Genomic DNA, 25007 nt, shown 5'->3' with positions numbered 1-25007 from the left:
GTTTCCTCCGGCGGTTCAGACTACGCCGTTGTCGATTTTGAATGCGCTGTAAATGTGCCGCACCAGACTGAACAGCATCAGCGACGGCACCAGCGTCATCATGGCCGAAGGCAGCACAAAGGTCAGCCAGCGGCTCAGCGCCCAGCTGTAGCCGGGCATGTAGTAGAAGAACAGCCAGTCCAGCGAGAGCACCACAAGGGCCGTGCCGGTGCTGATGAGCGCAAAGTTCCATGTGCTGCCCTGCAGATACACCTGAACCAGCACCGAAAGCGCAAAGCAGAGCAACAGCAGTTCCAGCGCCAGCATACCCACGGTGCGCCCGGCGGTGTAGTCCCACAAAAGGCCGCTCACGGCACCAAACAGCGCACCTGCAAACTCGCCTTCATACACGGCCACAGCCAGACACAGCGGCAGAATGAACAGCGGCTTTGCCTGCCCCAGCTGGAGCAGGCCGGGGGTCGTCTGCAGTGCCGCGCACACAAACAGTGCCACCGCGTAGCAGACCCATTTCAGGATCTGGCTGCGGCTGCGCATGCGGCGTGATTCCATACAAATGCGCCCCCTTAATAGTCGGTAATAACGAATACGTGCTTGACCGTGCGCGGGTCTGCACCCGGGCGCACCACTGCAATGGAAGATTTGCCGCTGACTTCCGGCTCCACCTTCTGCACGGTTCCCACCAGCAGATCCGGCGGGAACACTCCGCCAAGACCGGTGGTGATCACCTGATCGCCCATCTTCGTCTCAGTGGCGCGTTCCAGATTGGTCAGCACGCACAGGCCGTCACCGGCATAATCGGTGCTGCCATTGATAATGCCGTTTTCCCGCGTGCGGGATACCACGCCCGCAGCGCTGAAGCTGGGGTGCAGAATGGTCATCACCTTGCAGCTGGTGGTGTCGGCTTCCACCACCATGCCGATCAAATAGCCCTTATCGCTGATCACGGCATCGTTCACGGCTGCGCCGTTCACCGTGCCGCAGTCCAGCGTAAAGCCTCCGAACTCATCCAGCGGGTCGCGGCCGATCACAAAGGCAGAAATATAGCTTGCTTCGGTGTTGGAATCCTGAATGCGGGCCAGTGCCTTGTAGGCTTCGTTCTCCGCCTTGATGCGGTCGTAGTCCACGATCTGCTGGCGCAGCTCAGCATTCTCCGCTTCCAGCTGTTCGTTCTGTTCCATGACCTCATCGATGCTGGTGTATTTTTCCCACACCGAGCCAATGCCGCCGCTCAGTGCCGATGTGACCTTCTGGAGCGGCATCAGCACCACGCCCAGCAGTTCCTGCGGGGCAGCAGTCAGCCGTCCGTTGGCACCGGCATAGGCCATAATGCCCACCAGAAACACCGCCACGGCTACCAGTATCTTAAATTTCCATGTGTCAAAAAAATCCTTCAAGGGAGTACCCTCCTGTTTCGGGTGGATGCCATGCCATAAGAAAAGCGCGGACAGCCCTGCCATCCGCGCAAGAGACATTGTTTGCAGCGGAAATCAGCGCAGACGCTGCGCAAAAGAGCCTTTTTCCGCAAGTGTGGGCCTTGCCCGTGTTACATGTGGCCGCCGTCGGTGTCCAGCACGTCATGCAGGACATCCACATGATCCAGCACCGCACCGGCACCCTTGGCCACGCAGTCCAGCGGATCTTCCGCAATGTGTACGTCGATGCCGGTCTCGCTTTGGATCAGCTGATCCAGACCGCGCAGCAGTGCGCCGCCGCCGGTCAGGGTGATGCCGCGGTCGATGATATCCGCACTCAGCTCCGGCGGGGTGCGCTCCAGCGTTTCCTTGATGGCGCTGGTGATCTTGACCAGGCATTCCAGCAGAGCTTCGCGCACATCCTCCGAGTGGACGACGATGTTCTTGGGCAGGCCGTCCACGAGGTTACGGCCCTTGATCTCCATGGTCATTTCGGGGTCCAGCGCATAGGCGGAGCCGATCTCGATCTTGATCTGCTCTGCGGTGCGCTCACCGATCAGCAGGTTGTACTTGCGCTTGATGAAGGCGATGATGGCCTGATCGAACATATCACCTGCCATGCGCACGCTGCGGGAGGCCACGATGCCGCCCAGAGAGATCACAGCGATCTCAGCCGTGCCGCCGCCGATATCCACGATCATGCTGCCGGTAGGCTCGCTGATGGGCAGGCCCGCACCGATGGCTGCTGCCATGGGTTCCTCAATGACGGACACCTGACGGGCACCGGCCTTCAGGGTAGCCTCGCGCACAGCGCGGCGCTCCACCTCGGTAACGCCGGACGGGATGCAGATGACCACGCGGGGGCGGGAGAACATGCTGTTGCCGCATGCCTTCTTGAGGAAATTTTCCAGCATGTTGGTGGTGATGTCAAAGTCAGCGATCACGCCATCCTTCAGCGGACGCACAGCCACGATGCTGCCGGGGGTACGGCCAATGACAGCCTTTGCCTCGGCACCCACACAGCGCACCTCGTCGGTCTTGGTATCCACAGCCACGACCGAAGGCTCCCGCATGATGATGCCCTTGCCCTTCATATATACCAGCGTATTTGCGGTACCCAGATCGATACCTACATCTTTAGAAAACAGGCCCATTGTAAAAATTCTCCTTATGCTTCCCATTTTATCTATAGCGCCAGAACATCCGGCAGCCCTTTTGTGCCGCCTTTGCGCAGAATAACACGGTTCTATTATAGCCGCAAGGCAATGATTTCTCAAGCGTTTGCGCAAGTTTTCTTCGTTTTTTCCAGTTTTATCACACAAAATGTGCCAGCAGCTGTACGGTGCGGCTCACCGGCAGACCCATGATGGTGTAGTAGTCGCCCTCAATACGGTCCAGCCAGAGGGCCGCCCGTCCCTGAATGGCATAGGCACCGGCTTTATCGTAGGGTTCGGCGGTGGAAGCGTAGAAGTCGATCTCCTCTTCACCCAGCGGGAAGAAGGTAACGCGGCAGCTGTCCACAAAGCTTTCAGTGCGCGTACCGTCCGAGATGCACACGCCGGTGTGCACCTCGTGGGTGGCACCGGAAAGGGCGCGCAGCATCCGCTTTGCGTCCTCTTCGCTGTGGGGCTTGCCGAACACCTCGCCATTCACATCCACCACCGTATCACAGCCGATGACCACAGCGCCCGGGTGCTGGGCCGAAACGGCAAGGCACTTGCCCCGGGCCAGCTGTTCCACCAGATGGGCAGGCGTAGCGGCCTGCACCGCACTTTCGTCAAAGTCACTGACGCAGACGGTGAAATTGGTGGTATATAAGGAGAGCAGCTCCCGCCTGCGCGGGCTGCCGGAAGCTAAGATCAGGTTCATGATTCCATCTCACTTTCCGGTAGAGCCAAAGCCGCCCTCGCCGCGCTGGGTATCGCCCAGCTCTTCGGCAGGCACAAAGGCAGCGGTGTACACCGGTGCGATGCACAGCTGGGCCACACGCTCACCGGGCTGAATGGTGTAGGCTTCCCTGCCCAGATTGACCATGGGCACCTTCAGCTCGCCGCGGTAATCGCTGTCCACCACGCCCACGCCGTTGGCCATGCACAGGCCGTGCTTGATGGAAAGGCCGCTGCGTGCGTACACCAGTGCCACGCTGTGGGGGCCGGGCAGCTCGATGGCAAGGCCGGTGGGCACCAGTGCCCGCTCCATGGGGGCAAGGGTGAGCGGCGCGTCCAGTACGGCGCACAGGTCGGCTGCAGCAGAGCCGGGGGTTGCGTAAGAGGGCACCTTGGCACGGGTGTCCAATACCTTATATTTTACTGTGATGGGTTCCATAGTATACCTCGTTTTGATTTTATAGCAACTCCTTCAGGGAGGGAGCTGGCATTGCGTCAGCAATGACGGAAGGAGTTTCAGTTCGTACCTTTAAAATACAACCCACGGGTAAAATCACCTTCAAAGGGTGCATGGGTGCGGATCATCTCCAGAATTTTGGCCGCTTCCTCCCGGCTTTCCAGCGTGAAGTAAGCCACACCGTAGTCCACCGTCAAAGCGCCCGGCTTATCCCCCATATAAATAGGTACAGGGTTATAGATGGTGCGCACACCAAGGCCGCACCGCACTGGGAACTTCTTGGCCTTGCGGTCGGTCAGCACGCCGGTCTTATCGCAGTGGGCGCAGTCGTGGATGTTCTGCAGCGGGCAGGCACGGGTGATCATCAGCGGCATATGGCCGTACACCAGCACGCCGGTGGGCACCGGCCTGCCGTTATGGGTGGGCGCAATGGTGCTGATGTCGCTGTCCTTCACCTCGGGCAGGATGAGCATGGAACCAAGGCCGTTGTCCGCGTAGAACTGCGCGGCCAGCTGGTTCGTGATGTTCAGGCCAAAGCTGCCGCTCATGGGCAGGCCCCGGCACAGGCGCAGGTGGGCGATATTGCTCACCTCATAGCCTGCAAAACCGGTGTCCTGCGTGGCCGCGATGCGGCGGGCGGTATCCTCTTCCAGCTTGCCAAACATGACCCGGGGCAATTCCAAAAGGGTCTTTGCCCGCCATTCCCGGGGCACGCGGTCGGCCTGCACAATGGGCAGGATGAGATACTCGATGCCGTCAAGCGCCCGCTCCGGCACCTGCTCCCAGCTCTCAAACCGGGCACGCAGGGTACGGTGGGGCGGCAGGGTGCGCAGCGGCAGGGCAGGCACATGCTCCTCGGTGGTGGGCCACGGGCGCAGCACTTCCCGCTTTTTGAGCAGGGCATCCAGCGCTTCACGGCGCAGCTCGTTCACCGCACTGCCCGGGATAAACCACGGCCCGCCGTCCATTTCCACGGTAATATCCTGATCTTCCACCGCAAAAGGCGTGCCGCCGGTCTTGGCAAGGCTGCGGTGCAGGCTTTCGGTGGGATCAGTACGGGCAGGCTGCGGCTCTGCATCCCCATAGGCAAAGGCCTTGCTGCCGTCTGCATCGGTGACAGTGAGCTTTTCGCCACCCTCTTCAATTTCCAGCTTCATCTTTACCGGCACGCGGCTGCGCTCACGGCGGTAAAGCTCCCGCAGCATGGGCAGGGTCTTTTTGGTCTGCTCGGCATCTGCTTCGCTGCGCACGCCGAACATGGTGCCGTCGATCTTTCCATCCAGATAGCCGGAGGTGAAGCCGGAACGGCTGAAAGCATTCTTCAACAGGTCGCGGTCGTAGGCGCGGCCTTCGCGGCCTGCAAGACAGGCGCTGACTGCCGCCGCCACATACTCCGGCGTGCGCAGACGGCCCTCGATTTTTGCCGATGCCACGCCAAGCGCCTGCAGCTTGTCCAGCTTATCAATGACCGAATTATCCTTTAAGGACAGGTGGTGCAGGCGGCCCGGCTTGCCCTCCGGCAGGGCATTTGCCTCAAACGGCAGGCGGCACGGGCCGGCACAGGAACCTCGGTTGCCGCTGCGTCCGCCCAGAAAGGCCGACATGTAGCACTGGCCGCTGACGCACATGCACAGCGCGCCGTGCACGAAGCACTCGGTCTCGATGCCGCAGTGCTTTGTGATATGCTCCACCTCGGGCATACTCAGCTCACGGGCCAGCACCACGCGGGTGAAGCCCAGCTCCTTGAGCTCCAGTGCACCCTGCAGGCTGTGCACGCTCATCTGGGTGGAGCCGTGGCGCGGCAGCCGCGGTGCAATTTTACCGATCAGCGTTGCCACTGCCAGATCCTGACAGATGACCGCATCGGCACCGCTGGCTGCAACGGCACGGATGGCCTGTTCCAGCGCGGGCAGCTCGCCGCCATAGACGGTGGTGTTCAGCGCCACATGCACAGCCACGCCCCGCGCATGGCAGAAGGAGACCGCATCTTTCAGCGTATCCGCGTTAAAATTGTCGGCACTGGTGCGGGCATTGAAACCCGAAAAACCCAGATACACTGCGTCGGCACCGCTGAACACAGCGGCACGCAGCATTTCTTTGTTGCCCACCGGGGCAAGAATCTCGATCTTTGACATACTTCTCCTTTATCCTGTAAACGGCTTATTCCGCCTTGTCCGCTTCGTCCTCGGCAGCAGACTGCTGTGCCGCCTGCTGGGCGCGCTCCTCGCGCCGGGCTTCCTTATTGCGCATCTTTTCCAGCTGTTCGCGCAGGGCGGCAGCTTCCCGCCGCAGCACCTCATTCTCTGCTTTGACCTTATCTTCCGCCAGCTTTGCGCGGGTAGCATCCGCAATGTAATCCTGGATCTGGCTGCGCATATTCTCAGCACTGCCGGTGCTCTTGCGGTATTCGTCCAGATAATCCATGGCGCAGAACACCGCCGCCTTCGTCACCGAAAGATTCGCATTGTCGTCCAAAAGCCTGGTGATGTCTTCATCCAGCTTTTTCGCCAGCGACAAAATATATTTTTCCGGGTCCGTCGTAGCAATGGCATACGGCGTACCTGCAATGTTCACCCGTACCTTGTTGACCATATCTGTTTCCCCTTTTTATCCTTTTCTGCCCGCAGCGGGCAGTGATCTTCTGATTTTTGCCGGGAAACGGCACCGTTCCCGGTACCGTTTTGGTGTCTTGTCACCCGCCGGGCGAGTTACCCGGCACATTTCTCCCGGAGTTTGTCCCCGAAAATGTTTCGGAACACAGCTTTCTTTCCCTATTATAATATAAATAAGCATCAAGAAAAAGTGTATTTTTTGAAATTTTGGCATATTTATCAGAAAGTTCAATAAAAAAATGTCAGTTACAGAAAAAATCCCCTGATTCCTTGCATTTGTCATTCTGCCATATTATAATATCTTTGTTATGTTGGCGGCAGAGCAAGTGAGGGAAAGTGCCTGCAGGCGCCAATTATTTCAATTATTTTAGCAAAGCTGAAAACTTATGCGGATAGGAGTACCTTTATGACATCGAAAGAATTCGGTAAACTTCTTCAGGACAAGCTCACCAGCGAGTACGGCGTGGAGCTGAGCGTTGCTTCCAACCAGCAGATCTACCGCTCTCTGGCTCTGATCTGCCGCCAGATGATGAGTGAGAACCACAAGAAGTTCCAGTCCAAGGCCATTGGCACCGGCACCAAGCAGGTGTATTACCTGTGCATGGAGTTCCTGATGGGCCGCAGCCTGAAGACCAGCCTGCTGAACCTGGGTCTGGACGAGGTGGCAAAAAAGGCCCTGTCCGACGCTGATATCAGCATTGACAGCATCTTTGAGGAAGAGCCGGATGCAGGTCTGGGCAACGGCGGTCTGGGCCGTCTGGCTGCCTGCTATCTGGACGGCATGGCCACCACCGGCATCTGCGGCACCGGTTACTCCATCCTGTACGAGTACGGCATCTTCAAGCAGAAGATCGTGGACGGCTGGCAGCAGGAGCGTGCCGACAACTGGCTGCCCGGCGGTCAGGTCTGGCTGAAGAGCCACCCCGATCAGGCTGTGGAAGTGCGCTTTGACGGCGAGATCCACGAGAACTGGGACAACGGCTTCCACTATATCCAGCACACCAACTACAACAGCGTCATGGCTGTTCCCTCTGATATGTATGTGCAGGGCTACGACGGCAAGGGCGTTGCAAAGCTGCGCCTGTGGCAGGCAAAGGCCCCGGACTTTGATATGTCCAGCTTCTCTCTGGGCAACTACAACACTGCAATGAGCAAGAACGCCAATGCAGAGCTGATCTCCAAGGTGCTGTACCCCAACGATAACCATGTTGAGGGCAAGATCCTGCGCCTGCGCCAGCAGTACTTCCTGTCTGCCGCATCCATCGGCGATATCGTCCAGAACCACCTGTCCAGCTATGCGACCCTCGAGAACCTGCCTGACAAGGTCGCCATCCAGCTGAACGACACCCACCCCACCCTCGCCATCCCCGAGATGATGCGCATTCTGCTGGATGAGTGCGGCTTTGGCTGGGACAAGGCATTCGACATCTGCCAGAAGGTCTTCTCCTACACCAACCACACCGTCATGGCTGAGGCTCTGGAAAAGTGGAACGTGGACATCTTCAAGATGACCCTGCCCCGCATCTACCAGATCGTGGTGGAGATGGACCGCCGCGCCCGCGCAGAGCTGGAGAAGGTCTTCCCCGGCGACAAGGGCAAGATCGACTATATGGCACTGATCGGCGACAATCAGGTGCGCATGGCAAACATCTGCGCCTACACCGCCAACAGCATCAACGGCGTGTCCAAGCTGCACAGCGAGATCATCAAGGACAGCGTCTTCCACGATTACTACCTGTTCAAGCCGCAGGCCTTCAAGAACGTGACCAACGGCATCGCTTACCGCCGCTGGCTGCTGGCCTCTAACCCCGGCCTGTGCAAGCTGCTGGACGAGACCATCGGCGACGGCTACAAGCATGATGCTTCCGATCTGTCCAAGCTGAACAAGTTCGAGAACGATAAGACCGTTCTCAAGCGCCTGAACGAGATCAAGCTGGCGAACAAGACCAACTTTGCCAACTATCTGGCAAAGAGCACCGGTCAGGTCATCGACCCGAACTCCATTTTTGACTGTCAGGTCAAGCGTATGCACGAGTATAAGCGCCAGCACCTGAACGCGCTGAACATTGCTGCCCAGTACCTGTACCTGAAGGAGAACCCCAACGCCGACTTCATCCCCAAGACCTATATCTTCGGTGCAAAGGCCGCTCCCGGCTACTATATGGCAAAGCAGATGATCCGCATGATCTGCAAGCTGGGCGACCTCATTAACAACGACCCCGCTGTGCGCGACAAGCTGCGCGTGGTCTATCTGGAAGAGTACTGCGTCTCTCTGAGCGAGCACCTGATGCCCGCCGCCGAGGTCTCTGAGCAGATCTCTCTGGCCGGCACCGAGGCTTCCGGTACCGGCAACATGAAGTTCATGCTGAACGGCGCTATCACTCTGGGCACTCTGGACGGCGCAAACGTGGAGATCGCAGACGCTGCCGGCAAGGAGAACGAGCTGATCTTCGGTATGCTGACCCCCGAGGTGAACAACCTCAAGCAGGTGGGCTACCATCCCAATGCCTTCATCATGGGCGACGATGTTGCCAACTACACCCTGAACTTCCTGGAGCGTGGCTGGAACGGTGAGAACTTCCACGAGGTGACCGAGAACCTGCGCACCAGCGACCCGTACATGGTCATGGCCGACTTCAAGGATTACCGCCGTGCACAGGCCGACCTGCAGAAGCTGTATGGCGACCGTGAGAAGTGGGCACAGATGAGCCTGAAGAACACCGCCAACAGCGGCATCTTCAGCGCCGACCGCGCCGTGCTGGACTACGCACGCGACATCTGGTACGCTTCCCCGGTGCCCATGGGCAAGTAATTTTCCCTTAAAAAATCCATCTGCCCCGGCGGCGTTTGGCCCGCCGGGGCTTTTTTGAGAAAGGACGACCCTGCTTTGTCTTGTCTGTTCAATAGCTACGACCCCTATTTCAAGCAGCCCTTTGGCGCACTGCGGGCCGGTCAGACCGTACGCCTGACCCTTTGCATCCCGGAAGAGCTGGGCTATGTCGATCCTCATCTGGTGCTCCAGAAGGAGGGAAAATATGACGTGCCGGTGCACTACCGCATGAAGTTCGACGGCCAGACCCCCCAGCAGAACCACTTTTCCGTGGAGCTGCCGCTGAACGACCCGGGCCTGTACTTCTACTACTTCGACCTCTACACCGACTTCCGCCGCATCTACCGCGGGCCGGACAACTGCGGCGTTGTCAGCTGGCAGGAAGGCGAAAAGTGGCAGATCACCGTCTACGATGCCGGTTTCCAGACCCCGGAGTGCATCAAGGGCAAGGTGTTCTATCAGATCTTCCCGGACCGGTTCTGCGAGGGCATTGAGAACAAGCCCATGCCTTTCCCGGACCGGCTGTATCAGGCCGACAAACACGCCGAACCCTTCTGGCAGCCCAACGAGACCGGCGGCCACCTGAACGAGGACTATTTCGGCGGCGACTTGGAAGGCATCCGCATCAAGCTGCCCTATCTGCGGGAGATGGGGGTGGATTACCTTTACCTCAACCCCATCTTTGAGGCGCACTCCAACCACCGCTACAACACCGCCGACTATCTCAACGTAGACCCGCTGCTGGGCACCAACGAGGAGTTCGAGGTGCTCTGCCGCGAGGCCGCTAAGTACGGCATTGGCATCGTGCTGGACGGTGTGTTCAGCCACACCGGTTCCGACAGCCGCTATTTCAACCGCGAAGGCCGCTATGGTGACGGCGGTGCTTACCGCGACCCCAACTCCCCCTACCGCAGCTGGTACGATTTTGACCCCAAGTATAAGGGCGGCTACCGCAGCTGGTGGGGCTTCGAGACCCTGCCCGAGGTGAACGAAGAGACCCCCTCCTATGTGGAGTTCATCACCGGCGAGGGCGGTGTCATTGACACATGGCTGCGGCGCGGTGCCGCAGGCTTCCGTCTGGATGTGGCCGACGAGCTGCCGGACGACTTTATTGAAAAGATCCGCGCCGCTGTCAAGCGGGTCAGCCCGGAAAAGTTCCTGCTGGGCGAGGTGTGGGAGGATGCCACCACCAAATACGGCTTTGGCCAGCGCCGCACCTATCTGCTGGGCAAGGGGCTGGACAGCGTGATGAATTACCCCTTCAAGAACGCTGTGCTGGATTTTGTAAAGGGCAAGCCCGCCGAGCAGGCCATGGGCGAAATTCTGTCCATCTGTGAGCACTACCCCGCCCCTGCCATGGACACTGCGCTGAACTTTCTCTCCACCCACGACACCGAACGCGCCCTCACCGTGATCGCGGACGAGCCCGCCAACGGCCGTGGCCGCGAGTGGCAGAGCGGCCGCTGTGTGGCCGGCGAAGCCTACGAGGAAGGGATGCTGCGCCTGCGCATGGCCTATGCCATCATCTACACGCTGCCCGGCGTGCCCTGCCTGTACTACGGTGATGAGATCGGGATGCAGGGCTACCGCGACCCCTTCAACCGTGCCTTCTTCTGCTGGGACAGCCACGAAAAGCGCCTGAAGCCGGTGCTGGCACAGCTGGCGCAGCTGCGCCACAGCTGCGAGGCCTTCCGCACCGGTGAGCTGCGGGTGCTGCGGGCGCAGGACGGCATCCTGCACTACCAGCGCGTAGGCGAAGCGGAAACAGCCGAGATCATCGTAAACCGCTCGGAGCACATCATCGTGGAGCCGCTGGCTTCCGGCAAACACACGGAGGTGAACCCCATGGGCTTTACCATCGTGGTGGAGGAGAACGGGCATAACCCGAACCACAGCTATTACGATATCACCTGATTTGAGAAAAGCCGTTGCGCATATTTTGTGCAGCGGCTTTTTTCACTCTTTCCATCATCGCTGACGCGGCAAAGCCGTGACTGAGGGAGTTTTTGTTCTTTATTTCGTTTTCTGTGCAACGTTCCAGTAAAAAACGCTTGACCTTCCACCCGGGGGATACTCTATAATAGGGGCATAAGGAGGGAGAACCATGAATCCTGTTCCATTTCTCTGGCTGGCTGCCGTGGTGGGCTTTTTGCTGTTGGAGGCTTCCACCTTCAGCATGACCTCCGTCTGGTTCGCCGTCGGCTCAGCTGCCGCCCTGCTCACCTGCCTGTTCACGGATTCGTTCCGGGCGCAGGCCCTGGTGTTCATCGTGGTAAGCATTCTGTGCCTGCTGGCGTTCCGGCCGCTGGCTGCAAAGCTGCGCCAGAAAACCACCCCCACCAATGGCGACCGCAACCTTGGCCGGGAGGCCACCGTGCTGACCACGATCACCGCCGACCTGCCGGGCCGTGTGCGGCTGGACGGCGTGGACTGGAATGCCCGCTGCGCCACTCCCGGCGACATTCTCACCCCCGGGCAGCGCTGCCGTGTGACCGAACTGCACAGCACCCTGCTCATCGTGGAGCCCGTATTGACCGAAAGCCGCAGAGCGTGATCTGCGTTCTGCGCTGAAACGTTGCACCCATCTGAAAAAGGAGAACCACTATGGTCATGTTTTTTCTGATCCTCGCGCTGGTCTTTGTCGTCCTGCTGGTGATCATCACCAATATCGTCATCGTGCCCCAGTCCAAGGTGTATGTCGTTGAGCGGCTGGGCAGCTACTCCGACACATGGTCGGCAGGCCTGCACATTAAGATTCCCTTCATCGAGCGCATCGCCAAAAAGGTGAGCCTGAAGGAGCAGGTGGCAGACTTTCCCCCTCAGCCGGTCATCACCCGCGATAACGTTACCATGCAAATCGATACTGTGGTGTTCTTTCAGGTGATGGATGCCAAGCTCTACACCTACGGTGTCAACCAGCCCATTGCGGCAATCGAAAGCCTGTCCGCCACCACCCTGCGCAACATCATCGGCGAAATGGAGCTGGACCACACCCTGACCAGCCGCGATGTCATCAACGGCAAGATCACCGCCATCCTGGACGAAGCCACCGACAAGTGGGGCATCAAGGTGAACCGCGTGGAGGTGAAGAACATCATCCCGCCGCGTGAAATTCAGGAAGCCATGGAGAAACAGATGAAGGCTGAGCGCGAGAAACGCGCCGTCATCCTGAAAGCCGACGGTGAAAAGCAGGCCGCCATTACCGCCGCTGAGGGCGAAAAGGAAGCCGCCATCCTGCGCGCGGATGCTGTGAAGCAGCAGCGCATTCTGGAAGCCGAGGGCGAAGCACAGGCCATTCTGGCCGTGCAGAAGGCCAACGCCGATGCCATCCGCCTGCTGAACGAGGCCATGCCCAGCGATAAGGTTCTGGCCATCCGCAGTCTGGAAGCTCTGGCCAAGGTCGCCAACGGCAAGGCAACCAAGATCATCATTCCTTCGGAGCTTCAGAATCTGGGCGGCGTGGTGCCCAGCATCAAAGAGCTGATGACCGACCCGAAGGACGCAGAATAAAGAATTTTATAAAGGACAGCTTCCTCGCCCTCTCAGTCTCACTTCGTTCGACAGCTCCCCCAAAGTGGGAGCCCTTGGCAGAATGATAAAGTCTCCGGTTTTGCCAAAGCCTCTCCCTTTGGGAGAGGTGTCACGGAACGTGACTGAGAGGGCGAGGCCGCTTGTGGAGGAGCACCACTATGATCTACGATACCCTGAACAACCTGCCCAACTATCTGGGCGTGAGCGACAACCTCGACACCGTCATTGAGTATATCATGGCGCGGGACATCACCACCCTGCCCGCCGGACGCACCCGCATCGACGGCGAAAAGGCTGTGGTCACTGTGAGCACCGTCACACCGCTGACTTCCGATAAAGCGCTGTTCCAGCGCCACGACAACCACATCACGCTGGAGACCGATCTGGACGGCAGCGAGCTGTTTGAGGTGAGCCTTGCTGAGCTGACCCCGACAAAGCCCACCGACGAAGCCACCGACACCACCGTGGGTACCGCAGGCACCAGCATTGCCGGAATGCTGTGCGAGGGGCGGTTTGCCCTGTATCTGGCCGGAGAGCCCTATAAATCCGGCCTGAAGGCGCAGGGCTGCGGCAAACTGAAGAAAGCCGTGTTCAGCATCGAGCTGGACCCGGACGAAGAGGACGAGACCGAGAAATAAGCCGAGAGAGGGCATTTATATGGGATTTTTTGCTGTACTGGCTGCAAGCCTGTTTGCCGTATTCCTCTTTACCGTGTTCGGCGGCTATTCGTTGCTGCTCTGGTGCCAGCAGTCCCTGTGGATGGTCGTTCCGCCTGCGGTGGTGCTGGCTGTTCTGGTGTGGACGTTCCTGAAAATGGACGACAAGATCACCGCTCTGCAAAAGCGGGTGGAGGAACTGGAAGCCACACAGAAAACCGCCGAAAAGTCCAAGAAATAAATACGCGCCGCCCTTACCGGAGAAGCTTCTCCTGCAGGGGCGGCGCTCTTTTTTACAGCTCACTTTTTATCCTGTGGGTCATCCAATCCTTTGAACATCACCATGCCCAGAATTGCAAAGCTGGCGCCCAGCACAAAACCCACTGTCCCCATCGACACGCTGAACAAAACGCCCATGGCAACGCCGAACAGGATACCCGCGATCTGACTTTTCTTCATTTTACTGCTCCGCCTTTCCGTACCATGCAACAGACAGCCGCCACGAGAGAGCATACAGCGTCAGAGCCGCCACCGCAATACCCAGCAGCCCCAGCGACGAGATGCTCTGCGGAAGAAGGTTTCTCACAATACCGTCCTCGTTTGCGGCCACGGAAAAGCCCATCAGGGCCGCGAGCGCACCAACTATGAAATAGAACACGACCTTTGCCTTTTCGTAGCCGAAGCGGTAGCTCAGCGGCAGCAGGATGGTGCTGCTGAGCAGGGTGGTCATGCCCACCTGCACCAGCGTAGAGATCACGAGCGCACTATCCACGGCTACCCAGTGCAGCTGTGCCACGCCAAGCGCCGCGGCAGCAAATACCTCTGCCAGCACCAGCCCGCACAGACCAACAATGTATTTACACCCCACCAGCTGCTCTTTTGTGGCCGGAAGCGCGGCACTGTATTCGTTGAAATTGCTGGTTTGGTCGTATGCCAGCAGTGTCATGGGCATCATACCCAGCAAAAAGCCCGCATAGACAATGAAGAAATTGGCCCCGTTCATCATCGAGATCACGCCCGCACCCATCATGACTACAGTTGCCACAACGACCATTTTTGCGTAATACCATGCCTGATATGCGTCCTTTAACAGCAAGCCTCTCATTGTACATTCTCCCCTTTCACCATCAGCACAAACAGCTCCTCAATGCTTACCGGGGTAAGCTCTGCCCCGGCGTGCATTGCATCCCGGCGCACAAGCGCCTCGACTCCGTAGGGGGTGACCCGCTTGCCGTACACCCGCGTATCCAGTGCCGCCAGCTGCGCCGCCGTGCCATGCCACAGGGCGTATTCCTCCCGCAAGGCGTCCTTTTCCTCACAGAGCAGCAGTCTGCCCTTGTGCAGGAAGGCGATGGTATCGCACAGCTTTTCCAAGTCGCTGACGATGTGGGAGGAGATAAGGATGGAGTGGTTTTCGTCCCGGGCAAAGTTCAGCAGCAGGTCGGTCACCTCGTCCCGCACCACCGGGTCCAGCCCGTTGGTGGCTTCGTCCAACAGCAGCAGCTTGGGGTGGTGCGCCAGCGCCACAGCAATGCACAGCTTCCTCTGCATTCCAGCGGAGTAGTCCTTATACTTTTTCTTTTCCGGCAGCTCAAATTTTTGGCAAAATTCTGTGTAGGCAGCGGCATCCCAATTGTGGTAGATGCCCGCCATCACCTTGCCTGCCTGCACTGCGTTCAGGCACAGGGGGATACCCTCGCTGCCCAGAACCACACCGATTTCTTCCTTTGTGTGTACAAGGTCGGTGCGGTTGTCCCTGCCCAAAATGGTCACGGTACCGCCGTCCTTCTGCAGCATGTCCAGAATCAATTTGATGGTGGTGCTTTTGCCTGCGCCGTTCTCGCCGATCAGGCCGCAGATGGTGCCGCCGGGCAGTGTCAGATCCAGCGGTCCGAGGGTAAAGTCCTTATAGTGCTTTGTAAGTCCCCGCAGTTCCAGTGCGTTCATGTTCAGCCCTCCCACAGCAGTTCCAGCATCTCCCGCAGCTCTTCCCTGCTCAGCCCGCAGGATGCGGACAGCTTCACAGCTTCGGTAAGGTGCGCTTCAATTTTTTTCAGGTTCTCTTCCCGCAGCAGCTCGGTGTTTTTAGGGGCTACAAAAAAGCCCTTTGCCGGTACTGCGTAAAGGAAGCCCTCTTTTTCCAGTTCATCGTAGGCGCGCTTGGTGGTAATGACGCTGATGCGCAGATCCCGTGCCAGCCCCCGGATGGAGGGCATGGCCTCGTCCGGCTGCAAAGCCCCGCTGATGATCTGCTGCTTGATCTGGTTGTAGATCTGGTCATAGATAGGCGCGCCGCTTTTGTTGTTGATAAACAGTTCCATCGGCTGCTCCTTTGGCTCTTGCGTTTTATCTGTATATGAACAGTATATACAATAGATACGGATTTGTCAAGAGAATGCGCAAAAAATACACCCGCCGTCCAAAACGGACAGCAGGTGCATTTTTTAGGTTTTACAGTGCCTTGATGGCGGTCTTGATGCGCTCGGCGGCCATCTTGGTCTTTTCGGCGTCACCGAAAGCGGTCAGGCGGAAGTAGCCCTCGCCGCACTCGCCGAAGCCCACGCCCGGGGTACCGACCACGCCGCAGTTTTCCAGCAGCCAGTCGAAGAACTCCCAGCTCTTCATGTTACCGGGGCAGCGCAGCCAGATGTAGGGGCTGTTCTTGCCGCCGCAGTACCACACGCCGCACTCGTCCAGAGCGTCCGCGATGACCTTGGCATTCTTGCGGTAGTAGTCCAAATTCTGCTGGATCTCAGCCATGCCGCTCTCGGTGAACACCGCAGCGGCAGCGCGCTGCACCACATAGGGCACACCGTTGAACTTGGTGGTCTGGCGGCGCAGCCACAGCTTATTGATGTTCATTCCCTCGCGCTCCAGCTCCTTGGGCACCACAGTGTAGCCACAGCGGGTGCCGGTGAAGCCTGCGATCTTGGAGAAGGAGCAAATTTCAATGGCACACTCCCGTGCACCCTCGATCTCAAAGATGCTGCGGGCGAGGTTCTCGTCGGAGATGAAGCACTCGTATGCAGCATCGTACAGGATGATGGCATCGTTCTTCTTGGCGTAGTCCACCCATGCCTTGAGCTGGTCGCGGGTGTAGGCGGCACCGGTGGGGTTATTGGGGCTGCAGATATAGATGATGTCAGCCTTCACATTCTCATCCGGCATTCCCAGGAAGCCGTTCTCCTGACTGGTGCGGCTGTAGATGATCTTGCGGCCATCGGTCACGTTATCGTCCACGTAGGTGGGATAAACGGGGTCCGGCACCAGCACGGTGTTGTCCACATCGAACAGGCCCAGTACGTTGGCCAGATCGCTCTTTGCACCATCAGAGATGAAAATTTCATCCTCTGCCAGCTGGGTGCCGCGGCCTGCATAGTAGCCCTGAATGGCCTGCTTGAGGAAGGGGTAGCCCTGCTCCGGGCCATAGCCGTGGAAGCCTTCCTTGGTGCCCATCTCATCGGCTGCATCGTGCATGGCCTTGACCACACACTTTGCCAGCGGCTGGGTCACATCGCCAATGCCCAGACGGATGATCTCCTTCTCCGGGTGTGCCTCCTGATAAGCGGCCACCTTGTGGGCAATGTCCACAAACAGGTAGCTTGCCTTCAGCTCGTTGTAATGCTTGTTCATCTTCATGGTTACTTTCCCTCGATTCTGTTTTGGTATGACCCTCTCAGTCATCTCGCGTCCGCTCGATGCCAGCTCCCCCGAGTGGGGGAGCTTTTTTTTGTGAAGAAAAACTTTTCCTCTTGATGTGGAAAAGCTCGCCCTTCGGGAGAGCTGTCGCCGTCAGGCGACTGAGAGGGTTCTCGTTTTTCTTACACTTCCGTCGTGCCTTCGCACACGGTCTCGGCGGCGCCGGTCATCAGCAGCTGTCTGCCGGGCAATACCCGGATGGTCAGCACACCGCCGCGCAGCTGCACATGGATGTCCTCGCCTGCTGGGCAGATGCCAAGCTCGGTCAGGGCCGCCACGGTGGCGCAGGTGCCGGTGCCGCAGGCCCATGTCTCGCCGCTGCCGCGCTCCCACACCCGCATCTTCAGGTGGGTGGGATCCACCACCTGCACGAACTCGGTGTTGATGCGCTCCGGGAAGTTTGCGTGGTGCTCAAAGGCCGGGCCGATCTCTTCCAGCTTCAGGCTGTCCACATCCTCCACCACGGTCACACAGTGGGGGTTGCCCACACTGATGCAGGTCACATGCCACGTTTTGCCATCCACGGTCAGTTCTTTGTCCACAAGCGGTTCTTCGCCCATGTTCACAGCAGGCAGGCTGGCAGGCATGGCACTGTAAGCGCCCATCTCCACCTGCCACAGGCCCGCACCCTTGTGGGTGACGGTCTTCAGGCCGCTGAGGGTATCAATGGCAAGGGTCTCTTTGGCAATGCCGTGGGTGTACAGCCATTCAGCCACACAGCGGATGCCGTTGCCGCACATCCTGCCCTCGCTGCCATCGGCGTTGAAGATGCGCATCATGCCGTCCGCACCCGCCGTCTGCGCAGCACAGATGCAGATGATGCCGTCCGCACCAATGGAAAAATGCCGCCGGGACAATTTTTCGGAAAGGGCTGCAATGTTCTCCGGCACACCGCTTTTGCGGCAGTCCAGATAAATATAATCGTTAGCGCAGCCCTGCATTTTGGTAAATGAAAGCTTCATGCTCAAAACTCCTTCATGGGACTTGTGGTCAGTCCCTATAAACTCGCTACTCTATAATGATAAGAAACCGGGGCGCTCCTGTCAAGCGAAAATGCACCTTTCCGGCAATTTTTCGCAAAGGAATCTGTCAGAATGGAAAACAGGGCTTGACAATACGCATGGCATGGGATATAAAAAAAGAGAGAGTTTTGTACAGTCCGGGGCCGCGCAGCATCTGCGGGTGCATCCGTCACGGCAGCCGCACGCACGGCACCGGTGTACAGAACAGGCAAAACAACTGCAAAAAGGAGACCACAGGAATGGATACTTTTGAAAAAATCCGTGCATTGCTGGCGGAGCAGCTGGATGTTGACCCGGCAAAGATCACGATGGACAGTGACATCATGAGCGATTTTGAGGCCGACAGTCTGGATATCGTGGATATGGTGATGACGCTGGAGGATGAGTTTGGCATTGAGGTGCCGGACGATGCCATCGAGTCCCTGCGCACCGTGGGCGATGTGGTAAACTTTGTGGACAGCCACGCGCAGAACTGATTCAGTCAAAAAGCCCCGCCTTCTGGTGCGGCACCCGGCCGCACTGCATGGACGGGGCTTTTAATATGGTTCGTGCGGAACGCAAGCCGTTTGGCGCACGGCCTTAGGAGGAAAAAGCAAAAATGGCAAAAGATTCAAAGAAGCTCGTACAGGCGATCACCAGCCAGGAAGAGAACTTCGCACAGTGGTACACCGATATCTGCGTGAAGGCAGAGCTGGTGGAGTACTCCAGCGTGAAGGGTTTCATCATCCTGCGCCCCTACGGTCAGGCCATCTGGGAGCTGATCCAGAAGGACATGGATGCCCGCTTCAAGGCCACCGGCCATGAAAACGTGGCAATGCCCGTACTGATCCCGGAAAGCCTGCTGCAGAAGGAGGGCGAACTGGTCAATGGCTTCGCGCCGGAGGTGGCGTGGGTCACGATGGGCGGTTCCGACAAGCTGGAAGAGCGTCTGGCCGTGCGTCCCACCAGTGAAACCATGTTCTGCGACCACTGGTCCCGCGTGCTGCACAGCTACCGCGAGCTTCCCATGAAGTACAACCAGTGGTGCAGCGTTGTCCGCTGGGAAAAGACCACCCGCCCCTTCCTGCGCAGCCGCGAGTTCTGGTGGCAGGAAGGCCACACCATCCACGAGACTGCCGCCGAGGCTGAGGCTGAGACCCAGCAGCAGCTGAACTGCTACGCAGATGTCTGCGAGCAGGATCTGGCCATCCCCGTGGTGAAGGGCCGCAAGACCGACAAGGAAAAGTTTGCCGGTGCCGAGGCCACCTATACCATCGAGGCCATGATGAAGGACGGCAAGGCCCTGCAGAGCGGCACCAGCCACTACTTTGGCGATAAGTTCAGCAAGGCTTATGACGTGACCTTTACCGGCCGCGACAACCAGCTGCATCATCCGTTCCAGACCAGCTGGGGCGTTTCCACCCGTCTGGTGGGCGCTATCATCATGACCCACGGCGACGACGACGGCCTGATCCTGCCCCCGGCAGTGGCCCCCATTCAGGTGGTCGTAGTGCCCATCGCAGCCCACAAGCCCGGCGTTTCCGAGAAGGCTGCCGAGCTGGCCGAGAAGATCAGCAAGTATGCCCGCGTGAAGCTGGACGACAGCGACAATGCCCCGGGCTGGAAGTTCTCCCAGTGGGAGATGAAGGGCGTTCCTCTGCGTCTGGAGATCGGCCCCAAGGATCTGGAAAAGAACCAGTGCGTACTGGTTCGCCGCGATACCCGCGAAAAAGTCTTCGTCTCTCTGGACGAGCTGGAGACTGCGATCCCCGCACAGCTGGAGGCCCTGCGCAAGGACCTGTACGAGCGTGCTCTTGCCAACCGCGAGAAGCGCACCTGGGCTGCCACCACCATGGACGAGGTGAAGGAGCTGGCCAAGGCAAACACCGGCTACATCAAGACCATGTGGTGCGGCGACCTTGCCTGCGAGATGAAGATGAAGGAAGAAGTCGGCCTGTCCAGCCGCTGCATGCCGTTTGAGCAGGAACACCTGAGCGATGTGTGCCCCTGCTGCGGCAAACCCGCCAAGGCCATGGTCTACTGGGGCGTGGCCTACTAAGATACCATTAGATAAAAAGGCAGTGTTGCATTCTGTGCAGCACTGCCTTTTTTCGATGATTCTTTAAATCAGCTTAGCTGTTTTCCGAACCCTCTCAGTCATCGCTTCGCGATACCAGCTCCCCCGAAGGGGGAGCTTTTGCGCGCTTCATGAAGCTCTCCCTTCGGGAGAGCTGGCGCGTTAGCGCCTGAGAGGGTTTTGTCATTCACCTTTTTCAGCGGTCAAATGTGGTGCTCAGGGTGGTCTCCCAGCTTTCACCCGGGGCAAGGCAGGCGGCAGCGGCACGCTGGCTCCACTGCTGCGGGTCAGTCTCGGCGGCGGGCAGGCTGTGCCACGGCTCAATGCACACAAACCGCACCGGCTTTGCAGGGGCCGACCAGATGAGCGCGTAGGGGTAGCCTTCCACATTGCAGGTGATCTTGCGGCCGGTGCCCTTCTCATAGATGCCAATGGTCTTGGTGCGCAGGCCCGCCATGCAGAAGCTGTCGTTTGCGAACAGATCATCCGTCAGCTGGATGGCCTGCTGGTTCTTCCACTGATAATAGCACTTGCCAGACAGCAGGCCGTTCGGACGGGCATCCAGAATGACCGGGCTTTCCGGCTGGTCGAACCGGAACTCGTAATCCGTGGTGGTGTGCTGTGCATCAAAGGGGATGTTGAACGCCGGGTGATAGCCGATGCCAAAGCGCAGCTCTTCGGTGCCGGGGTTGCGCACCGTCAGTGTATGGTGCACGGTCTTGCCGTCCAGACGGAAGGTGCTGGTGAGCACAAAATCAAAGGGGAAGCGTTCGGCTTTGATGGCATCATCCGAGCGCAGCTCCAACTGGATGGTATCGCCCTCGGCCTTGAGCAGGGTGTGCTCCATGTCGCGGGCAAAGCCGTGCTGACCGCCCTTGTACGTTTTGCCGTCCACCTCAAAGGTACCGCCGGTCAGCTTGCCCGTCCACGGGAACAGAATGGGAGCGTGGCGCTTCCACACAGCCGGGTCGGCCTGCCAAAGCATTTCTTCGCCCGCTGCATTTTTCAGGCTGACTGCTTCGGCACCGTGGGTGTCCACAGTCAAGGTCAAAAATTCATTGTGAATGGTTGCCTGCATTGCTGTATTCTCCTTTATGCTTCTTATCATAGACTGCCCGAACGGCAGGTGCGCCCACTCCGTCCTGCTTCCGCTCTCCAGTCCATCCAGCGTGAGAAGCCCTCGCACTTCCCGTAGTGGTGCATCGTCGATTCTAATTGCAGCCTACACTTTAGACCATGGCTTCGCGTCATCCTGCCGGAGTGGGCGCACCCGCCTAACTGCTTCCAGTATACACTCCTCTGCTGCAAAAGAAAAGCCCCATTCACGCGCGGCGGCGCAGCGGAATACGCTGTGAGAGAAGCGATACCATTTTTACAGCAAAGGAGCATCCGCCTATGAAAAACACCGGCATTCTACGCATTCAGGCTTTCGGTGCCCGTCAGTCCTCGCCCATCGAGGGTGTTCTCGTCACCGTGTCCGGCAACGGCTTTACCTCTCAGCGTATCACCGACGCAGAGGGCAATGCCGCTGATCTTTCCATTGAAGCGCCCTCCTGCGCCCTGTCGTTGCAGGAAGATAACACGGTGCGGCCTTACGCCGTTGTGGATCTGACTGCTGTCAAAGCAGGCTACCGCACCGTGCGCATTCAGGGCGTGCAGATTTTTGCCGGGCAGGTCACCCTTGCCCAGCCGGAGATGATCCCCGATACCGAGGAAGGCCGCGATATCCCGAATGTGCCGGTGGTCATCCCGGAGCATTCGCTTTTCACCGGAGACGGCGGCAGCGGCCCGGAGCCGGTGCAAAACTGCGTGCCCCGGGTGCTGGACAGAGTCATCATTCCCAAAAACATCACGGTGCATCTGGGCAGGCCTGCGGCATCCGCCCGCAATGTGACTGTCTCCTTCCGGGACTATATCGCCAATGTTGCATCCAGCGAAGTCTACCCTACCTGGCCGGAGCAGGCCCTGCGAGCCAACATCCACTGCCAGATCTCGCTGGCACTCAACCGCATCTACACCGAGTGGTACCCCAGCAAAGGCTACACCTTCAACATTACCAACTCCACCAGCTACGACCAGTACTATGTGCATGGCCGTACCGTGTTCGATGTGATGGTGCGCATCACCGACGACATCTTCAACACCTATATCCGCAAGACCGGCACCGTAAACCCCTACTACTCTGAATACTGCGACGGTAAATCGGTCACCTGCCCGGGTCTCAAGCAGTGGGGCACCGTGACGCTGGCCAATCAGGGCCGTAACGCCTTGCAGATCCTGAAGTATTACTACGGCAACGACATCGAGATCATCCGCACCTCGAACATCCAGTCCATCCCCCAGAGCTACCCCGGTTCGCCCATCCGGCAGGGCGACAGCGGCACAGCGGTGTTCACCCTGCAGCGCCAGCTGAACCGCATCACCAAGGACTATCCCTTCCTCGGCCTGCTGACTGTGGACGGCGTGTTCGGGGCCAGGATGGTCGCCACGGTCAGGGCGTTCCAGAAGCAGTTCAACCTGACCGCCGACGGTGCAGTTGGACGGCAGACATGGTACAAGATCAGCTATATCTATGTGTCGGTCAAGGATCTTGCGGAGCTGACCAGCGAGGGCGAGGTATCCAGCGGCACTCTCTCGGACGGCACATGGGGCGGCACCGTGCTGCGCACCGGCTCTACCGGCAGTGCTGTGGAACAGCTGCAGTTCTGGCTGAATACGCTGGCGCAGTACACTTCCTCCATCCCATCGGTCACGGTGGACGGCGTATTCGGCAGCGGCACAGCCGCAGCGGTGCGGGCCTTCCAGCGCAAATACGGCCTGACCGTGGACGGCGTGGTGGGCCGTGACACATGGACCGGGCTGTACGACCAGTTCCGCAGCATCCAGTCCGACAACGGCACCCCCAACGCCTACCCCGGCACCGCCCTGCGGGAGGGTGCAAGCGGACAGAATGTGCGGCTGGTGCAGTTCTGGCTCAAGATCGCGCGCACGGTGTACTCGAACCTGAACAACATCACGGTGGACGGCAAGTTCGGCAGTGCCACCACAGCGGCAGTCAAGCGGTTCCAGACCTACTTTGGCCTGACCAGCGACGGTGTAGTGGGCCGCACGACATGGAACAAGCTATACGAGGTGTACAACGACATCGCCAACAAGCTGCTGTCGTCCAGCCTGCGCCCCGGCGAGTACCCGGGCGTGCTGCGCAAAGGCTCTTCCGGCACAGCGGTGCGGGAGCTGCAGTTCTACCTCTACCTCATGAGCGCCTACGAGAGCAGCATCCCGGCCATTGGCATCGACGGACAGTTCGGTGCTTCCACCGAAGCTGCCGTGCGGGCCTACCAGCGCTTTGCGGGGCTGACTGTAGATGGCATCGTAGGACGTACCACATGGAACAGCCTGTACGACAATGCATCCACTCTGCGGACATCCGGGCCGGTGGTCACCCTGAAACGCCTGCCCTACCCCGGTACCCCGCTCGCAGTGGGGTCTTCCGGCAGTGCAGTGCTCTACTACAGCCTGCTTTTGCAGCGCATTGCCTACTACTTTACCAGTGTGGAGAACCCTCCCCTCTCCGACCAGTACACCGACGAGACTGCCGCCGCCACCCGCAGCGCACAGGAGCTGCTGGGCCTGCCCGAGACCGGCATTGCGGATGCCGACACATGGACAGCTGTGGAAGCGCTGAGCCTGCAGCTCGCCGCCGAAATGCCCAACCCCGACCGCAGCATCGGGCATGGCCCGGTCTACCCGGGCCGGGCCATCGGCGCGGGCAGCGTGGGGCCGGACGTGGCGCAGGTGGAGACATGGCTGAACGGACGTTCCTGCCTGTACTGCACCGAGGGCTATGTGACCGAGAACCGCTGCTTCGGCCCGGAAGAGACTGCCGCCGTCCGGCTGGCACAACAGCGGGCTGGGCTGCTGGTGACCGGCACCGTGGACCGTGGAACATGGGCCGCGCTGCAGGCCCAGAGCTGCCCACACTGCAGCAAGGAGGAATGAGCGATGGCACGACTTCTGATCTACGATGCCTACGAGAACAAGGTATACACCTATGCAAACCTGAACGAGAACGACCCCATGCCCTACAGCACCGGCACCACCCTGCGGGTGCGGGAATTCCGGGGCAAATCCGCCAGCCCCACCCTGTGGACCACCATTGCGGCCATGGAAGCGTGGAACCTGACCCGCCGCAAGTACGGCAAGGGCATCCCGGTGGGGTATGCCTTCCGCCGCATCTGGGAGGGCGGCCACGGCACCCGCAGCCAGCACTACGCGGGCGTATCCTTTGACGTGGGCCAGAGCCTGACCCAGACCGCCCGCACGGCCATCTACAACGCAGCCCGGGGCACCGGGGCATGGGGCTATGTGGAGCCGCTGAGCCAGACCCCCACATGGGTGCACATGGACCGCCGCTACGGCACGCCCGCCTGCAGCGGCACCACAGCAGGCTACCCCACCCTGCGGCGGGGAAGCCGCGGCTGCTATGTGATGATTCTGCAGGACGCGCTTTCCACGCTGGGCTACCAGACCGGGAGCCGCATCGACGGCATCTTTGGTGCCCGGACGGAGGAAGCGCTGAAAGGCTTCCAGCGGCGCACGAGCCTGCGTGTGGACGGTGTGTGCGGCTGCAGCAGCTGGAAAAAGATCAGCACCGCCGTCATCGGCGTGGGACGGACAAAAACGACGATCGATTAGCAGAAACTCCCCCAGTCACCTTCGGTGCCAGCCCCCTCGGAGATGGGGCCTTTGGCAAAACCGCAAGCTTTTCCTCTTCGCCAGAGGCTCCCTCATTGAGGGAGCTGGCAAACCTAAAGGATTTGACTGAAGGAGTTCCCCCGTGAAACAT

General features: G+C 59.2%; 24 protein-coding genes. 10 read left to right on the top strand and 14 right to left on the bottom strand.

Annotated elements, in window-relative coordinates; all coding sequences use genetic code 11:
- Positions 1-15: 15 nt before the first annotated feature.
- From mreD to MTP41_RS13930, 7 genes are all read right to left on the bottom strand, one after another.
- A complete protein-coding gene (gene mreD / locus MTP41_RS13960) occupies positions 16-549 on the bottom strand; it encodes a rod shape-determining protein MreD (RefSeq protein ID WP_044953428.1) in 534 nt (177 codons plus the stop codon).
- Between the two features lie 14 nt (positions 550-563).
- A complete protein-coding gene (gene mreC, locus MTP41_RS13955) occupies positions 564-1394 on the bottom strand; it encodes a rod shape-determining protein MreC (RefSeq protein ID WP_101956484.1) in 831 nt (276 codons plus the stop codon).
- 149 nt (positions 1395-1543) lie between these two features.
- Positions 1544-2566 (bottom strand): rod shape-determining protein, encoded by a 1023-nt coding sequence (locus tag MTP41_RS13950; protein WP_005939954.1) that lies wholly within the window; start codon positions 2564-2566, stop codon positions 1544-1546.
- Positions 2567-2726: 160 nt separating this feature from the next.
- Positions 2727-3281 (bottom strand): Maf family protein, encoded by a 555-nt coding sequence (locus MTP41_RS13945; protein WP_249235763.1) that lies wholly within the window; start codon positions 3279-3281, stop codon positions 2727-2729.
- A 9-nt stretch (positions 3282-3290) separates the two neighbouring features.
- Positions 3291-3737, bottom strand: coding sequence for a dUTP diphosphatase (gene dut, locus MTP41_RS13940; protein WP_005939948.1), 447 nt, complete (start codon positions 3735-3737; stop codon positions 3291-3293).
- Between the two features lie 77 nt (positions 3738-3814).
- A complete protein-coding gene (locus MTP41_RS13935; RefSeq protein WP_249235762.1) occupies positions 3815-5890 on the bottom strand; it encodes a U32 family peptidase in 2076 nt (691 codons plus the stop codon).
- 25 nt (positions 5891-5915) lie between these two features.
- A complete protein-coding gene (locus MTP41_RS13930) occupies positions 5916-6347 on the bottom strand; it encodes a cell division protein ZapA (RefSeq protein ID WP_249235761.1) in 432 nt (143 codons plus the stop codon).
- A 426-nt stretch (positions 6348-6773) separates the two neighbouring features.
- On the opposite strand from MTP41_RS13930, the gene MTP41_RS13925 reads away from it, so the two are divergent.
- The 6 genes from MTP41_RS13925 (at position 6774) to MTP41_RS13900 (ending at position 13625) form a co-directional block, all read left to right on the top strand.
- On the top strand, positions 6774-9179 hold the full coding sequence (locus MTP41_RS13925; RefSeq protein ID WP_249235760.1) for a glycogen/starch/alpha-glucan phosphorylase: 2406 nt from the start codon (positions 6774-6776) through the stop codon (positions 9177-9179).
- 75 nt (positions 9180-9254) lie between these two features.
- A complete protein-coding gene (locus MTP41_RS13920; RefSeq protein WP_249235759.1) occupies positions 9255-11111 on the top strand; it encodes a glycoside hydrolase family 13 protein in 1857 nt (618 codons plus the stop codon).
- Positions 11112-11301: 190 nt separating this feature from the next.
- The gene (locus MTP41_RS13915; RefSeq protein ID WP_118528053.1) at positions 11302-11751 is read left to right on the top strand and encodes an NfeD family protein; all 450 of its coding nucleotides are present in this window, start codon (positions 11302-11304) and stop codon (positions 11749-11751) included.
- A 50-nt stretch (positions 11752-11801) separates the two neighbouring features.
- Positions 11802-12707 carry an SPFH domain-containing protein gene (locus tag MTP41_RS13910; protein ID WP_005939926.1) on the top strand — a complete coding sequence of 302 codons (906 nt, stop codon included), beginning with the start codon at positions 11802-11804 and terminating at the stop codon, positions 12705-12707.
- A 179-nt stretch (positions 12708-12886) separates the two neighbouring features.
- Positions 12887-13366 (top strand): YhcH/YjgK/YiaL family protein, encoded by a 480-nt coding sequence (locus tag MTP41_RS13905; protein ID WP_097778190.1) that lies wholly within the window; start codon positions 12887-12889, stop codon positions 13364-13366.
- Positions 13367-13385: 19 nt separating this feature from the next.
- On the top strand, positions 13386-13625 hold the full coding sequence (locus MTP41_RS13900) for a hypothetical protein (protein ID WP_097778191.1): 240 nt from the start codon (positions 13386-13388) through the stop codon (positions 13623-13625).
- Positions 13626-13684: 59 nt separating this feature from the next.
- Here MTP41_RS13900 and MTP41_RS13895 read toward each other — a convergent pair whose 3' ends face one another.
- From MTP41_RS13895 to dapF, 6 genes are all read right to left on the bottom strand, one after another.
- Positions 13685-13843, bottom strand: a complete 159-nt coding sequence (locus MTP41_RS13895; RefSeq protein WP_165852545.1) for a hypothetical protein — start codon at positions 13841-13843, stop codon at positions 13685-13687.
- Between the two features lies 1 nt (position 13844).
- Positions 13845-14489, bottom strand: coding sequence for an ABC-2 transporter permease (locus tag MTP41_RS13890; RefSeq protein ID WP_249235758.1), 645 nt, complete (start codon positions 14487-14489; stop codon positions 13845-13847).
- The gene (locus tag MTP41_RS13885) at positions 14486-15331 is read right to left on the bottom strand and encodes an ABC transporter ATP-binding protein (RefSeq protein ID WP_097778193.1); all 846 of its coding nucleotides are present in this window, start codon (positions 15329-15331) and stop codon (positions 14486-14488) included. Before MTP41_RS13885 ends, MTP41_RS13890 begins: the two co-directional genes overlap by 4 nt.
- 2 nt (positions 15332-15333) lie before the next feature.
- Positions 15334-15705 carry a GntR family transcriptional regulator gene (locus MTP41_RS13880; RefSeq protein ID WP_005939906.1) on the bottom strand — a complete coding sequence of 124 codons (372 nt, stop codon included), beginning with the start codon at positions 15703-15705 and terminating at the stop codon, positions 15334-15336.
- 130 nt (positions 15706-15835) lie between these two features.
- On the bottom strand, positions 15836-17023 hold the full coding sequence (locus MTP41_RS13875; RefSeq protein ID WP_097774778.1) for an LL-diaminopimelate aminotransferase: 1188 nt from the start codon (positions 17021-17023) through the stop codon (positions 15836-15838).
- A gap of 182 nt (positions 17024-17205) precedes the next feature.
- Positions 17206-18045, bottom strand: a complete 840-nt coding sequence (dapF, locus tag MTP41_RS13870) for a diaminopimelate epimerase (protein WP_249235757.1) — start codon at positions 18043-18045, stop codon at positions 17206-17208.
- Between the two features lie 299 nt (positions 18046-18344).
- Between dapF and acpP the strand changes: the two genes are divergently transcribed.
- Positions 18345-18581, top strand: a complete 237-nt coding sequence (gene acpP / locus MTP41_RS13865) for an acyl carrier protein (protein WP_044953468.1) — start codon at positions 18345-18347, stop codon at positions 18579-18581.
- Positions 18582-18703: 122 nt separating this feature from the next.
- Positions 18704-20143: a proline--tRNA ligase gene (gene proS, locus MTP41_RS13860; RefSeq protein ID WP_097778196.1), complete on the top strand. Its 1440-nt coding sequence runs from the start codon at positions 18704-18706 to the stop codon at positions 20141-20143.
- A gap of 214 nt (positions 20144-20357) precedes the next feature.
- Here the strand turns inward: proS and MTP41_RS13855 are convergent, their stop codons facing one another.
- A complete protein-coding gene (locus MTP41_RS13855) occupies positions 20358-21239 on the bottom strand; it encodes an aldose 1-epimerase family protein (RefSeq protein ID WP_249235756.1) in 882 nt (293 codons plus the stop codon).
- 317 nt (positions 21240-21556) lie between these two features.
- On the opposite strand from MTP41_RS13855, the gene MTP41_RS13850 reads away from it, so the two are divergent.
- The gene (locus MTP41_RS13850) at positions 21557-24160 is read left to right on the top strand and encodes a peptidoglycan-binding domain-containing protein (protein ID WP_249235755.1); all 2604 of its coding nucleotides are present in this window, start codon (positions 21557-21559) and stop codon (positions 24158-24160) included.
- 3 nt (positions 24161-24163) lie between these two features.
- A complete protein-coding gene (locus tag MTP41_RS13845) occupies positions 24164-24856 on the top strand; it encodes a peptidoglycan-binding domain-containing protein (RefSeq protein WP_005939873.1) in 693 nt (230 codons plus the stop codon).
- Positions 24857-25007 lie beyond the last annotated feature (151 nt).

It is taken from the genome of Faecalibacterium sp. I4-3-84 (assembly GCF_023347255.1).
Classification (GTDB): Bacteria; Bacillota; Clostridia; order Oscillospirales; family Ruminococcaceae; genus Faecalibacterium; species Faecalibacterium taiwanense.
The sequence above is the reverse complement of the archived record's forward strand: the minus strand, read 5'-3'. Positions and strand labels throughout refer to the sequence as shown.